Below are 13,874 nucleotides of genomic sequence, written 5' to 3'. Positions count from 1 at the left end.
TCAGGCGTATCCTCCGAGTTGCGAGACTGCCATGAGCTTACTGTTATTTCTCTTGCAGACCTCTGGGCCAGCCCTGGGGATTGCCCTGGCCACCGGCCTGGTGAGTGGCGGCTGTAGTGCGGCGCTGATTGCGCTGATCAGCTACACCATCGCCCAGGGGGTGACCGGGGGATTGGTGGCGGCGGCGTTTGTGGGCCTGGGGGCGATCGCCCTGATCACGGCGATGGTGTCGCGCATTTTGCTGGTGCGGTTTTCTCAGGCGGCGGTGGTTGAGCTTCAGCTCCAGCTCTGTCGTCAAATTTTAGCGGCGGAGCTGAAGTCTCTAGAAAACCTCGGCCTGCCCAGCCTGCTGGTGCTGCTGACTGAGGATATTCAGGCGATCGCCGCCGCCGCCAGCATCCTACCCGTTTTGATGATCAACATTGCGGGCACCGTCGGCTGCATGGTTTACGTGTCGTGGCTGTCGTGGCAGGTGCTGGCCTTAGTGCTGCTGATTACCCTGGTGGCCTCGGTTAGCTGCCGCTGGTTTTTGGTGGCGGGGCGGCGCGGTCTAGCCGCTGCCCGCGACCACCAAGAGCGGCTGTTTCAGCATTTCCGCAGTTTAATCGACGGCATTAAAGAGCTCAAGCTGCACTATCTGGGCCGCCAAGACTTTTTTGCGATCGATCTTCAGCCCACCGCGCTTCAGGTCAAGCGCTACAACCAGCGGGGGCTTAGTCTGTTTGCCGTGCTCGATAGCTGGGGCAAGTTCATCTACTTTTTTGCGGTGGGGCTGGTGCTGTTTGCCCTGCCCCACTGGGTGGGCATTAGCCCCAATACGCGGGTCGCCTACGTGCTCACCTTTACCTACCTGCTGGGGCCGATGGAAAACCTGGTGAACAAGCTGCCGCTGCTGGGCCAGGCTAGCGTCGCCCTCGACAAGCTCAAAGCCCTGGGCCTGAGCATCGATGCCGCGATCGCCACGGCCCCCGTGCCGCCCATCGACCCAGGCTGGCAGCAGCTAACGCTCAAGGGGGTCACCCACAGCTATCGCACCGATCGCGACGCCACCGAATTTACCCTGGGGCCGGTGAATCTCACCGTGCACCCCGGCGAGCTGATTTTTATCATCGGCGGCAACGGCAGCGGCAAATCGACCCTGGCAAAGGTGCTCACCGGCCTCTATCAGCCCCAGTCGGGCGAAATCTGGCTCGATCAGCAGCCTATCGATGAGCACAATCAAGAGTGGTATCGGCAGCATTTTGCGGCGGTGTTTGCCGATTTTTACCTGTTTGAGCGGCTGCTGGGGCTAAGTGGCGAGGCCGACGACAGCAAAGCCCAGGGCTATTTAGACCAGCTCCAGCTCAGCCACAAGGTGAGCATCGACCAGGGCAAATTTTCGACGGTGAATCTCTCCCAGGGGCAGCGCAAACGCCTGGCTTTGCTAAGCGCCTACATGGAGAATCGCCCCATTTATCTATTTGACGAATGGGCTGCTGACCAAGACCCCGCCTTCAAGCAGGTGTTTTACACCCAGTTTTTGCCCGATCTAAAGGCGCAGGGCAAGACAGTGTTTGTGATCAGCCACGACGATCACTATTTCTATGTGGGCGATCGCATTCTCAAGCTCGACTACGGTCAAATTGAATTTGAGCAGAGCCCGGCATCGACCAAAAATCTGTCCTGAAGACAGCCTTCGCCTTAAACACTTACAAACACCTGGTTTCGCCCATTCTTTTTAGCCCTGTACAGAGCCACATCTGCCATTTCTAGAATGTTGTCAAAGTTTATGTAATCATTCATTGGAGCTACCCCTATACTTACGGTTATAGTGATGGTGTTTTGATTCGTTTTGATGGGGCATGCTTTTATTTTTCTTCGGACGCGATTGAGCACATCAACAGCTTCTTCAATCGGCGTTTCTCGCAGGATAACGGCAAATTCATCACCACCGATTCGGCCAAAAATGTCAGATTCACGCAATTCACTAGAACAGACCTGAACCAAATGGACTAAGGCTTTGTCACCCATAGCGTGTCCATAGGTATCGTTGATGGTCTTGAAATGATCGATGTCAAACAGAGCTACGGCAAGCGTTCTCCCATTGCGCCTGTGAACGGCCATCTCCTGCTGACACAACGTCATAAATTGCCGACGATTGCTAATGTTCGTGAGTGGATCACATGTAGCTTCTTTGTACAATCGCTCTTCAAAGGCAATCCGGTCAGCATAATCCAGTTTCAGAAAATGTCGGGTCAAGAATATAGCCAAACAGAAAAACGGTGTCACGATGCCAATAACCTTCGGTGCAATGAGCAGACTTGGCTTTTCCACAAACCACGTCAGACATCCAATGGCTTGATTGGAGGCATCAAGCAGCACCTTAGAGTTCATAGGGCCTTCTATCTTGTTAGCAAGGCGCAGACCTGGAAGCTCATAGGAAGATTCAAGTTTCCCAATATATTCGGCATCCAGCCGTCTACCCAGAGACAAGTAGCTATCAGGCCTAATTTCCTCGGTTTTCTCATCTTTGAACGGGCTCAGGGCGACTAAATAGATATCAGTCCCGGCAAGAACATATCCAGCAACCGAACCCTCATCGCCTTCTTGATTTTGCAAAGACTCCTCAATCAGATCTTCCAGTCCACCTGACATAAGTCTTGCAAACTCAAGTCCCTCAACTTCGTCGTTGATACTCAGGTTTGCCAGTTGCCTGTTTGCCTTGATGGCCAGAGTGAAATCAAACCCATGTTGATTGAGTAGGTATTGGCCAGAATTACCTTCGATCCAGGTTTCGTCCAGATCAACAATGAGATTCTCGTAAGCCTCATCCCAGCCGGAGTACTCGAGTAAGATCGCTTTCAAATAACGGGTTTCCAAATTCAGGGCTATATCTACCTGTTTGGATCGAGCCAGCTTGGCTGCTTGATCCAGAGAAGTTAGCAAAAAAAGGATGCTGAACACAACTGCAAAGCCAGTCGCAATATAAAGCCCACTGATTAAGGCAATAACAGATTCGGTTGTGACGAAATTTTTTGAATCAGGCATTTTTTGAATCAGCCGTAAAGATAAAGGCCATATATTCTGAAGTGTTTCTTCACTAAGTTTTGCAAATAAGCTTGATTCATTAAGTAAAACCGCCTCGTATGCTGCACAACTATGTTTTGAAAATTTAGATCTAACGCTTAAGATTCCCCATGCTCCATATTATTCACCATTTCTGGAAAGCAATATTTCAGCACTTAAAGTATTGATCATAATTTTAAAGATTAAGCTAAGTTTCAGGAAAGCACCCCACTTTCGATGAAACAGTCAGCTGGCGAACTGCTTATCGAGGTAGGCATAGCGCAGGCTCAACATGGCATTAACGGATGTAGTCTCGTCATGGGCGATCGGACTCCGCGAGGTTACGTAGACGGACTTTGCCGCCATCAAGGCTGACTCCCCTGACGCCTTGATTGGCCTCGGCGCACTCGAAAATTTCTGCTGTACGAGCTTCCAATTGCTTTTGGTCTTCAGGTGTGATGGCGAGTGCAGCCCTGGGGCTACTCTTCCATTCTCCCTCTTCGCACTGTTTTCGTGAAAGTGGGATGCTCCCAAAAGAGTCTGGCAGGCTGCAAGACTCTGCTGATTAGAAAAACTTGGCAAGTAATGCTCAAACTAGAGCTCCAAAAGACGAGTTAACTCCTATCTAAGAAAGCCACCCTAGCTGTACCGTTGTTAACGAAAAGCAGACTTTCTTAAAAGAGCCTATAAGCTGTAATCCCAGCGTTGAATGTAGGGAAACCAAGCATTCTCGATCGCATTAACCGTCTCAGCATCTAGAGAATACTGGTTCTGCTGGTAGTCTTCTAGCCCCGCTAAATAGGTTTCAAAATAGGGGCGTGCCGCCTCAAAATCAGGCAGTTCTAGTTGCTCAAACAGAGTCTTTAACTCCCCCGGCGGATCGCTCTGAAAATCTTCAAAGCTGAGTTCGGCAAATTGATTGGGGGGCAGATCTGCCGTATCGGTTTTGAGGGCGTCCAAAAGAAACGGGTAGCTTTCTAACACCAGCGACTCAATCGGCAGGTCGCCGTAGTCTTGCAGTGCCAACTCAGGCAGCAGCCGCGTAAAGTAGTGCCGCGCCGAGACAAATACCCGGTAAGGGTTGCGGTAGATGTGAATGAACTTCGCCCCCGGCCACAGCTCTCGCAGATGGCGAATATAGCCCGTGTAGACCGGGTTTTTAATCAGCAGCGGACAGTGCCCCTGGTGCACCGAAACCTTTCGCAGCAGGTGGCGATGCAGGCGTTTCCACCGTTCCACATCGGCCTCTTCGACTTCCCCAAATACATCCCGCCGAAAGTGAGTTTCAAACTGCCGGGGAAAATACATGCCGTGGTAGTAGGAGGCCGCCCCCATCGTCGCCAGGGGAATGGAATCTTCCTGGGGCGAGGTGGGCGTGACCGCCACATTATCGACGTAGCGATCCTGGGGCAGGGCCTGCTCTAGAAGCGGTTCCAGCGATCGCACTATCCCCAAAATATCCCACGGCATTCCCGTGGCCAGCGGCGTAATGTAGCCAAAGGCCGGGCACTGGGCCATCACATTGTGCAGGTGGGTGGTGCCCGATCGCCAGTAGCCCAATATAAAGACGGGGTCGGGCATCGGCTGCTGGGGTGCCAGCGCAAACGCCACCTGTTCCGCCGTCGAAAAGGGCCAGCGGGCCAGCGACACCGCCAGGGCCAGAGCCACCTGGGGGCAGCGGTTAGCCGCAGGCAATCCATTTTGGAGCAGCAGCCTGAGCAGGGTCGGCGGGTTGCTGCCGCACAGCGGATGAAACAAGCTCGCCATGGCTGAGGCTACCGGGCTCCGGCTTTGGTTTTCATCGCCTGGGTGGCCAGGGTTTTGCCAAATTCCCAAGCGGCACCCGGCACCCGATGGGCATCGGCTACTACATCGGTGACGGCCTCGACAATCCAGCGGCGATCGCTCTCCTGCAAAGTCAAAGGCGGAATAAACTTGACCACGTTCATGCCATAGCCCGCCACCTGCGACAAAATCCGGTGGCGGGTGAACAGCGGCACCGTAATGATTTGAGAAAACAGGCCCCGGTTGGCGGTTTCGAGCATCTTCCACGACATTTTTAGCGTCAGGCTCTTGGGTTCGCCAAATTCCAGCGCCATCATCATGCCTAGACCCCGCACCGCTTTCAGGCACTCGTACTGGCCGACTAGCGGCTGCAAATCGGCCACAATCTGCCGCCCCATCTGGGCCGCGTGGTTAATCCAGCCCTCGGTTTCGAGCACGTCGAGGGTGGCCAGACCGGCGGCCATGGCCAGGTTGTTTTTGCCAAAGGTGCTGCCATGCACCACGGCACGGTCCATGCGGTTAAACACTTTGTCGAAAATCCACGACCGACAGGCCACGGCCCCCACCGGCACAAACCCGCCGGATAGAGCCTTGGCCATGCAGAGCAGATCGGGCTCGACGCCAAAGTGCTCGACCGCCCACCATTTGCCCGTGCGGCCCAGCCCGGTCTGCACCTCGTCGGCGATGAATAGGCTGCCGTATTGGCGGCAGAGCGCTGCCGCCCCCGGTAGGTAACTGGCCTCCGGAATCCATACCCCGTGGCCCTGGATGGGCTCGGTGATAAAGGCAGCCACGTCTTTGCGAGACAGGGCCTTTTCCAGAGCAGCCAAATCCCCAAACGGCACTTCGATAAAGTCGGGCAGAAAGGGGCCGAAACCCTCCCGAAAATGCGGATCCCCCGTGGCCGATAGGGATCCTAGGGTGAGGCCATGGTAGCCCCCTTCGCAGTAGACAATCTTGCTGCGCCCGGTGGCGTAGCGGCTAAATTTAATCGCCGCCTCAACGCTTTCGGTGCCGGAGTTGGCGAAGAAGATGCGGTCTAGCCCCGGCGGTGTGATCTGCTGAAGCTTTTCGGCCAGCAGCCCCGACAGAACCGACACATCCAGCTGCACCAGGTTGGGCAGTTCTGCCGTCAGTACATCCAGCAACGCCTGGACGACTTTGGGATGGTTGCGCCCCAGGGCAAAGACGCCAAACCCGCTGAGCAGGTCGAGGTAGCGATCGCCCTGGTCGTCAAACAAATAAGGTCCCTCGGCGCGCACATAGTGGCGATCGAACCCAATCGTCTTGAGCACGTTGACCATCTGCGGGTTGAGGTACTGGGCGTGCAGCGAGAAATTGTCTCGCTGCCGCTCGGCGATGCGATCGAGAATGTTCATTCACTAGCGAGGTAAGGGGGGCCGTAGTCGAGCTAAGAGGATGTTTGAAAAGTCTTGTTTCTTGTAGCAAAAGTGGAGATCCCCCTAAATCCCCCTACCCTGCGGGAAGCCGCAAGCGTCTATAAAAAGGGGGACTTTTAACCCCCCTTTTTAAGGGGGGCAGGGGGGATCAGCTGGTGACTCAAGCTACAGCAATTCACTTTTCAAACACCCTTTAACTAGACTTTAGTCATAAGTTCGATCGATTTGCCAACACCGAGCAGCGGCGTCACGATCGCCATCACATCGGCTCGGCTGAGCTTCTCGCGGCCCTGGGCTAGGGCATCAATGGTAGCAGTAGCCAAGGCGAGGGGAATGCGGCAAAACAGCAGGGCTGGCCCCTTGGGCAGGGCCTGGGTATAGGCATCGGCCATCTCGAGGTTGCGGCGGGCGTAGCGCTGCATGTCGTCCGCCGTCCAGCCCTCCGGGAAAAAGTCGACGCCGCGATCTTTGTCTTCCAGGTGGTTGCGCAAAATATTCACCGATTGCAGGCCGCGCCCAAAGCCGATCGCCTCCATGCGGCTGGTTTCGGTGCCGTCGTACCAGGCCCAGAGGTCAGACAGCATCAGCCCCACGGCCCCGGCCACGCTAAAGGTGTAGCGATCGAGATCAGTCTCGGTTTTGATCCGCCAGTTTTGCTCGGCCCAGTAGGCCATGCGATCGGCCATAGAGGCCGTGGCATCCCAGATGCGAGGGGCGATGGTGCTGGGGGCCAGCAGAGCCCATTCGCCAAGGCGCAGAGTCACTTCCTCCAGCTCGCCGCTGTAGCCATCGAGCCCTGCCGCAAAATCAGCCACCGCTGAGGCTTCTGTGCCCGCTTGCAGGTTGAGGCTAATTTGGCGCAGCAGCCTGGTTTTGGTGCCGCTGTCTAGGGTGGGATGATCCTCAACCTGGTCGATCGCCCGCATGCACAGGTAGGCAGAGGCCACCGCTTCCTGAAGCCCAGGGGGGAGCAGGCTGATGGGGATAAAGAACGTTCGGCTGGTTTCCTTTAGCAAGTCCAACGCAGATTTAATAGACGGCATTGATCGCTCTCCTCACGTGGCTTTGGCTTTCAACCATACTGGTTGACGTTCACTCTGGCGGCATTAATAGAGCATTAACGATGAATAAATTCGCGTGGATGGTGTCCAGGGCTACTAAGCATCTGGGGCACCTGTAGGCAACCTCGCGGCCAGGGCAAGGTCAACCGGATCTTACACCGTCAACCCTGGCAACGTGTCATGGGGGCAGGCCACATACCAGGGCGATAGAGAGCCTGCTCTGAAGACAACTGTTTTTGCAAAAATGAATTACGGTAGTTGGGTATCAACATCGGGGTTCGAAGCATCGGCACCCGTCGTGGCCTAGGCGCGACCCAGCCCGGCCCTGCTTTCGGATTCTCCCCAACCGAGGAGTGAAGAGAAATGGCAATCAGTTTGCAGCAGGCCCTGGGCGTGGGGCAATATCTTGTCACTCAGCGCCTTAGAGGACGCAAGCAGTATCCTCTGGTGTTGATGCTAGAACCGCTGTTTCGCTGCAATTTGGCCTGCTCGGGCTGCGGCAAGATTCAGCATCCCAAAGAAATCTTGAAGCAGAATCTGTCGCCCGCAGACTGCTTTGCGGCAGCGGAAGAATGCGGTGCCCCGGTGGTTTCGATTCCCGGCGGGGAGCCGCTGCTGCACCCCCAGATTGACGAGATTGTGCAGGGTCTGGTAGCGCGCAAAAAGTTTGTTTACCTCTGCACCAATGGCCTGCTGCTCGAAAAAAGTCTCGATAAGTTTACGCCGTCGCCCTACCTCTCGTTCAGCGTGCACCTAGACGGCATGAAGGATCTGCACGATCGCTGCGTCGATCGCAATGGCGTCTTCGATATTGCCATCAGCGCCATCCGAGCCGCCAAAGCGCGGGGCTTCCGCGTCACCACCAACACCACCGTGTTTGAGGGCACCGACCCCCAGGAAATCCAGTCTCTGTTTGACTATCTCACCGAGCTGAAAGTAGACGGCATGATGGTGTCGCCGGGCTACAGCTATGATTGGGCCCCCAATCAGGAGCACTTCCTCAAGCGTGACCAGACCAAGGCGCTGTTTCGAGAAATCTTGGCCCCGTTTACGGCGGGCAAAAAGAAGTGGGAATTTAACCACAATCCGCTCTTCTTAGACTTTCTGACCGGGCAAAAAGACTACGACTGCACCCCCTGGGGCAGCCCCAGCTACAGCGTGCTGGGTTGGCAAAAGCCCTGCTACTTGCTGAACGAAGGCCACTACGAAACCTTCCAAGAACTGCTCGACAACACCGACTGGGAAAAGTACGGCCACAAGAGCGGCAACCCCGAATGCGCCGACTGCATGGTGCACTGCGGCTACGAGCCGACGGCGGCAGAGGCGGCCCTCCAGCCGCAAAACATGCTGCGAGCGATGGGCAGCCTCTTTTAGGAAGCTAGGCAGCGATCGCCCCACACCTATGCCCCACTGGTGGTAGAGGTGCCGGGCGATCGGCGGATCATTGCCGACAAAACGTCGTGATGCCTAATGATGTCGGCTGTGGCTATATCAGCGACTCCGTCAACTGATGGCAGAGATCTACGGGGTGGCGATCGCTGAAGGGGCAGTTGCAAATCTGCCCTGGTTCGCTGCAATGTATCTGGTTTCTCATGCCTGCGGTACAGGTCAAGGGCAGGGTGCTCTGCCTAGGATGAGGAGTATTTGCCTTGGAGGAGCAAGTGATTCTCGATCAACTTCCGGTATCCCGCGTGAACGCTCGTAAGACCGATGCCTTTGATATTCACAATAGTCGGCTCTGTGAGGGCAGCAATCCTTACTTAGATACGGCGGCATTCGTTTTTGACTTCGCCCTTACCGGAAACAGCGACCCACTGCCGATCGAAGCCTATGTCGATGCGGTGGGCGATCGCTATCCTCACCTCAGCGATCGCACCTACGAATCCTATGCCCATCTCTTTGCCCAGGTGGCCGCCGAGGTCAACCAGCTCGATATTGGGCTACACCTGCACCAGTGGAGCGTGACCCAGCGGGGCGCTCGCTGCTGCTTGGCGGTCGAGGCGCTGCACGGGCGCACAACGCGATCGGTGATCTATGCCGTGTGGGATTGGTTTGAGGCGATCACCCAAGGCCAGCGCTTTTACATCGAAGACCAAATTGAGATGTTTCAGCAGGTCTTTCGGCAGTCGGTCTATGGCGGCCCCACGGTGTATGCCCTGCTGCGCACCGCCCACGAAAAGGGCATTCCCACGTTTTACCTGTGGGATGAGGGCTTAATGCAGTACGGCTACGGCAAAAAGCTGGTGCGCGGCGTAGCCACTACCTTTGACACCGACAGCCACCTAGACTCAGACTTCACCACCCGCAAAGACGACTGCAAAGCCTTTCTCAGCACCCTGGGGTTTCCGGTACCCAGCGGAGAGATTGTAGTAACTCGCAGCGAGGCTCTAGCCGCTGCCGATCGCATCGGCTACCCCATTGCGGTGAAGCCGGTGTCGGGGCATAAGGGAGAAGGGGTCACCGCCGACGTAGGCGACAGTGAAGAGCTAGAAGCCGCCTTCGATCGCGCCGTTGAGGCCATTCCTGGTGACCAGCCGGTGGAGGTGATTGTCGAAACGAGTATCGCTGGCTCCGACTTTCGAATTTTGTGCGTCAACGGTCGATTTGTGGCGGCCATGGAGCGCAAACCCGCTTCGGTCACCGGGGATGGCCAATCGACCATCAGCGAACTGATTCGCGACGCAAACCGAGCTGCCGCCCGCAGCGACACCCCAACCTCTCCCCTGGGCAAAATCAAAGCCGACAATGCCATGGAGGTCTATCTAGATCAGCAGGGGTTCACGCTAGAGAGCATATTGGAGGAAGACCGCACCGTCTACCTGCGCAAGGTGGCCAACCTGTCTGCCGGGGGGGTCAGCATTGACGCCACCCCCACTATTCACCCCGACAATGTGATTTTGGCGCAGGATATTGCGCAACACTTTCGGTTGACCTGCTTGGGCATTGATGCGATTACCCGCGATCTGTCGCGATCGTGGAAAGACGGCAATTTTGGCATTCTTGAAATCAACTCGGCCCCAGGGATTTCGATGCACCTCAACCCGTCGGTGGGCGATCGCGTCGATGTCACCTCACCCATTTTAGAAACCTTCTTCCCCGCCGAAACCAGCCCCCGAATTCCCATCGTGACCTTTAACCGGGTTTCCATGGGCGATTTGCAAATGTTGATTGACCATCTCCTGTTGCAGTACCCCAACTGGGTGATCGGGGCGGTGTGTCGGGATGGGGTGCTGATCAACCGCTCTGAAAAGGTTTTGAGCCCAACCTACAACGTCAATGTGAGCAACCTGCTGCGCAACCCCCGACTCGACCTGTTGATTGCAGAATATCGCGGCGAGACCTTTGAGCAAGATGGGGTGTTCTACTCGGGCAGCGACATGGTTGTCTTAGACAATCCCACCGAAACGGAAGCCCTGCTCACCCGCGATGTATTTCCCCATTCGACGGTGGTGGTGCGCGAGGGGGGCAATGTCTCGATTCGCCGCCAGGGGCTGATTGAGCAATACCGTTTGGGCGGCAGCGAACCCTTTAGCCGTGTTTACCTCAAGGAGATTGGGACAATCTTGGCCTAAGGATTCTAGTAACCACCATCTCGGGAAATTCAACGCTGAGTCGGGACGAGAGCCCAGCCTGCGATCTCGTGCTCTAACCAGGTTGGCAGACGAAGGCCAGCAGTCGCTATCTGGAACGGCAGGGCGATACAATAGGCTCTGCTTCCAGGCGCAGGCTGATACGAAATCCGATTTGGGAGCCCCCGATTCATGATCAGGAACCCCGTAGGGGCGCAGCAGACTAAGCCTCTAGAAATCGGGGGTATTCATTCGGGATTTGGGCTGAGAGTTCAATCTGGGCTGCTTATCTTCTTTTAATCAAGAGCAGTCCCTGATGCAATTTAATGATCTCTACAGGCAAAATTTTTCTATAGAGAGAGAAGACGGGCATGAATAGATTCCGCCTCAAAGGCTGGCTGAGCGCTTGGCTGGTTGGATTGCTGGCTCTGGTTGTTGTCGTGGCCTGTGCGCCCCCGTCCGACAACCAAACCGCTGCGGATTCGGCCCCTGAGGTGACGCTGGCGGAGCTCAAGTTTGGCGTTGGGCCTTACTTCCCCACCCCCAATGAGAACCGCAAGCAGTTTGAGCCGCTGTTTGAGGAAGTGGCTCAGCAGCTAGATTTACCCGCCGATGTAACCGTGGCCGACGACTGGATTGGCATCTCTGAGGCGCTGCGATCGGGCACCCTGGATGTCGCCTGGCTGGGGCCTTGGGGCTATGTGCTGGCCCACCACAACGAGCCGGCGCTGGAGGCGATCGCCACCGTCAAGTACAAAGACAAACCCACCTACTCCTCGGTGCTAATGGCCAAAGCCGACGCGCCCTTTGACACGCTCGATGAGGCTATTGCCCTCAGTCAGCAGGGGCAAAAGCTCAAGCTCAGCCTGGCCGACGTGGGGTCAACCTCGGGCTGGCTGATTCCCCAGGCGGAGTTTAAGCGGCGGGGGCTAGACCCCGAAGCGGTGTTTGACTACAGCGAAGGGGCCAGCCACGCGGCCCAGGCGATCGCAGTTTTGAGCGATCAGACCGATATCGCCTCTGACTACGATCGCAACCTGGACGTGCTGACCGATCAGGGCAGAATCGACAAAAGCCAGCTCAAGATCATCTGGCAGTCTGAGCCCCTGCCCAATGACCCCATCGTCGTACGGGGCGGCTTTCCCGCCGAGCTAAAGACCAGGCTGCAAGATGCCCTGGTCAACCTCACCCCAGAGCAGACCCAAACCCTGTTGCCCAAAAACTACACCGGCTTTGTCGTCTCCGACGGCAGCAACTACAGCCCAATCGAGACGGCTGGCAAATCCGTAGGCAAGCTGGAGTGATGGAGCCACCCGCCAACAACGGCAGCAGCCCTGTCACCGATTTTGACACGCTCTTGCAGCGCGAGTGGCAGCGCCAGGGTGGCCTCTGGCGCATGCTCCACCAGGGCTTTTGGGGGGTGCTGGCGGTGGCGGTGGTCATCGCCAGTGCCCACGGGGCCGAGGTCGATGTGCAGCAGTTTTGGTCGCGGCTGCCTCAGCTGGGCGACTGGCTGGGGCGGCTGTTTCCCCCCGATTTTTCAGAGCTGACCAGCTTTTTGGGGGCAATTTGGGAGACGCTGGCAATCGCCATCATCGGTACCGGCGCGGCCATGGTGGCGGCGCTGCCCCTGGCGGTAATGGTGGCTCGCAACGTCACCCCGTTTAGGCTGTTAGCTCTGCCCTTACGGAGCCTGCTCAACCTGCTGCGGGGCATTGACACCGCCATTTTTGCCCTGTTCTTTGTCTCAATTGTGGGCCTGGGACCCTTTGCCGGGGCGCTGGGGGTGGCGCTGCACACCACCGGGTCGATGGCCAAGCTCTACGCCGAGGTGCTAGAGACCCTGCCGCCCGAGCCGATCGAGGCGGTAGAGGCGACGGGGTGCGATCGCTTTCGGACCTTTACCTTCGCTGTATTGCCCGAAGCCTTGCCCGGCCTGATCGGCATCAGCCTCTATCTGTGGGAGTTCAACGTGCGATCGTCGGTAATTTTGGGCATCGTCGGCGCGGGCGGCATTGGCTATGAGCTGCTAGTCAGTCTAAAGCTGCTGGATTTTCCTCGGCTCTGCACCATTTTGCTGCTGATTTTGGCCATGGTGACGCTGATCGATGCCCTGAGTGCCCGACTGCGGCAGCGGTTAGGATGACACTATGCTGAGCATTGAGCACCTTTCTAAGGTTTATGACCGCAACCGCACGGCCCTGGACGACATTAGCTTTGAGATTGAACCCCACACCTTCACCGCCATTTTGGGGCCGAGCGGGGCGGGCAAAACGACGCTGATGCGCTGCATTCTTCAGCTGATCAAGCCGACCCAGGGCCAGGTGTGCTTTCAGGGCCAGAACCTGACCACCTGCTCAGCCCGTGAACTGCGGCAGGCTCGTACCCAAATGGCCACCATTGCCCAGCAGTTCAACCTGGTGCGTCGCCGCACAGCGCTGGAAAACTGTCTGGGCGGACGCCTGCCGGAGCTGCCCCTCTGGCGCTGCTGGCTCAACCAGTTTCCGCCGGAGTTGCTGCGGGAGGGCATGGCAGCCTTAGAGCGGGTGCAGCTCTTGGATGCGGCCTTTCAGCGGGCCGATCGGCTCTCGGGCGGACAGCAGCAGCGGGTGGCGATCGCCCGCGCCCTCACCCAGCGAGCCAGCCTGATTTTGGCCGATGAACCCGTGGCCAGCCTCGACCCCGAAATAGCCCACACGGTGCTGGGGCTGCTGCGATCGCTCTGCCGCAACGAAGGGCTAACCGTGGTGTGCAACCTGCACCAGGTCGATCTGGCACTGAAATACGGCGATCGCATCCTCGGCATCCAGGCGGGGAAATTGGTGCTCGATCGCCCCACCAGCCAGGTCAATGCCACCAGCCTAGATTTGATCTACAAACCCTAAAACCAAAACCATCCCCCGGCCGCCTATAACTTCGCCAGATCGATGATGCGGATGGTGTCTCGGGCCTCCTCGGGCTTAACCTCTAGCTCGGCTCGTCCGGCGATCGCATCAGCGATGTTCTGATAATGA

At 56.9% G+C, this 13,874-nt stretch carries 10 protein-coding genes; 6 read left to right on the top strand and 4 right to left on the bottom strand.

The features are described 5' to 3' along the window. The first annotated feature begins 31 nt into the window (after positions 1–31). Complete coding sequence (locus tag VB780_RS04615) at positions 32–1,666, top strand: cyclic peptide export ABC transporter (RefSeq protein ID WP_323349964.1); 1,635 nt, start codon at positions 32–34, stop codon at positions 1,664–1,666. Between the two features lie 14 nt (positions 1,667–1,680). Here the strand turns inward: VB780_RS04615 and VB780_RS04610 are convergent, their stop codons facing one another. The 4 genes from VB780_RS04610 to VB780_RS04595 form a co-directional block, all read right to left on the bottom strand. Beyond that, positions 1,681–3,027, bottom strand: coding sequence for a diguanylate cyclase (locus VB780_RS04610; RefSeq protein ID WP_323349963.1), 1,347 nt, complete (start codon positions 3,025–3,027; stop codon positions 1,681–1,683). Between the two features lie 702 nt (positions 3,028–3,729). Then, entirely contained in the window at positions 3,730–4,812 is a 1,083-nt protein-coding gene (locus VB780_RS04605; RefSeq protein ID WP_323349962.1) for a sulfotransferase, read from the bottom strand. Between the two features lie 8 nt (positions 4,813–4,820). Then, complete coding sequence (locus tag VB780_RS04600) at positions 4,821–6,209, bottom strand: aspartate aminotransferase family protein (protein ID WP_323349961.1); 1,389 nt, start codon at positions 6,207–6,209, stop codon at positions 4,821–4,823. A gap of 218 nt (positions 6,210–6,427) precedes the next feature. Then, on the bottom strand, positions 6,428–7,273 hold the full coding sequence (locus VB780_RS04595) for a phytoene/squalene synthase family protein (protein WP_323349960.1): 846 nt from the start codon (positions 7,271–7,273) through the stop codon (positions 6,428–6,430). 381 nt (positions 7,274–7,654) lie between these two features. Here VB780_RS04595 and hpnH point away from each other — a divergent pair, with 381 nt between their 5' ends. From hpnH to phnC, 5 genes are all read left to right on the top strand, one after another. Next, positions 7,655–8,665 (top strand): adenosyl-hopene transferase HpnH, encoded by a 1,011-nt coding sequence (gene hpnH / locus VB780_RS04590; RefSeq protein ID WP_323349959.1) that lies wholly within the window; start codon positions 7,655–7,657, stop codon positions 8,663–8,665. A gap of 275 nt (positions 8,666–8,940) precedes the next feature. Next, entirely contained in the window at positions 8,941–10,863 is a 1,923-nt protein-coding gene (locus VB780_RS04585; protein ID WP_323349958.1) for an acetate--CoA ligase family protein, read from the top strand. A 368-nt stretch (positions 10,864–11,231) separates the two neighbouring features. Then, entirely contained in the window at positions 11,232–12,164 is a 933-nt protein-coding gene (locus VB780_RS04580; RefSeq protein ID WP_323349957.1) for a phosphate/phosphite/phosphonate ABC transporter substrate-binding protein, read from the top strand. Then, entirely contained in the window at positions 12,164–13,006 is an 843-nt protein-coding gene (phnE, locus tag VB780_RS04575; protein ID WP_323349956.1) for a phosphonate ABC transporter, permease protein PhnE, read from the top strand. The genes VB780_RS04580 and phnE overlap by 1 nt, the downstream gene beginning before the upstream one ends. Before the next feature lie 4 nt (positions 13,007–13,010). Beyond that, positions 13,011–13,745 (top strand): phosphonate ABC transporter ATP-binding protein, encoded by a 735-nt coding sequence (gene phnC / locus VB780_RS04570; protein WP_323349955.1) that lies wholly within the window; start codon positions 13,011–13,013, stop codon positions 13,743–13,745. Positions 13,746–13,874 lie beyond the last annotated feature (129 nt).

This window comes from Leptolyngbya sp. CCNP1308 (genome assembly GCF_034932455.1).
GTDB lineage: Bacteria > Cyanobacteriota > Cyanobacteriia > Phormidesmidales > Phormidesmidaceae > Nodosilinea.
Note: the sequence above shows the minus strand (reverse complement) of the source record. Positions and strands in the feature narration are given on the sequence as shown.

What these genes read in the sequence shown, in the direction of transcription:
- VB780_RS04615 (WP_323349964.1), top strand. Translation starts at nt 32, where the DNA reads ATGAGCTTACTGTTATTTCTCTTGCAGACCTCTGGGCCAGCCCTGGGG.
- phnE (WP_323349956.1), top strand. Translation starts at nt 12,164, where the DNA reads ATGGAGCCACCCGCCAACAACGGCAGCAGCCCTGTCACCGATTTTGAC.
- VB780_RS04600 (WP_323349961.1), bottom strand. Translation starts at nt 6,209, where the DNA reads ATGAACATTCTCGATCGCATCGCCGAGCGGCAGCGAGACAATTTCTCG.
- phnC (WP_323349955.1), top strand. Translation starts at nt 13,011, where the DNA reads ATGCTGAGCATTGAGCACCTTTCTAAGGTTTATGACCGCAACCGCACG.
- VB780_RS04605 (WP_323349962.1), bottom strand. Translation starts at nt 4,812, where the DNA reads ATGGCGAGCTTGTTTCATCCGCTGTGCGGCAGCAACCCGCCGACCCTG.
- VB780_RS04595 (WP_323349960.1), bottom strand. Translation starts at nt 7,273, where the DNA reads ATGCCGTCTATTAAATCTGCGTTGGACTTGCTAAAGGAAACCAGCCGA.
- VB780_RS04610 (WP_323349963.1), bottom strand. Translation starts at nt 3,027, where the DNA reads ATGCCTGATTCAAAAAATTTCGTCACAACCGAATCTGTTATTGCCTTA.
- VB780_RS04580 (WP_323349957.1), top strand. Translation starts at nt 11,232, where the DNA reads ATGAATAGATTCCGCCTCAAAGGCTGGCTGAGCGCTTGGCTGGTTGGA.
- hpnH (WP_323349959.1), top strand. Translation starts at nt 7,655, where the DNA reads ATGGCAATCAGTTTGCAGCAGGCCCTGGGCGTGGGGCAATATCTTGTC.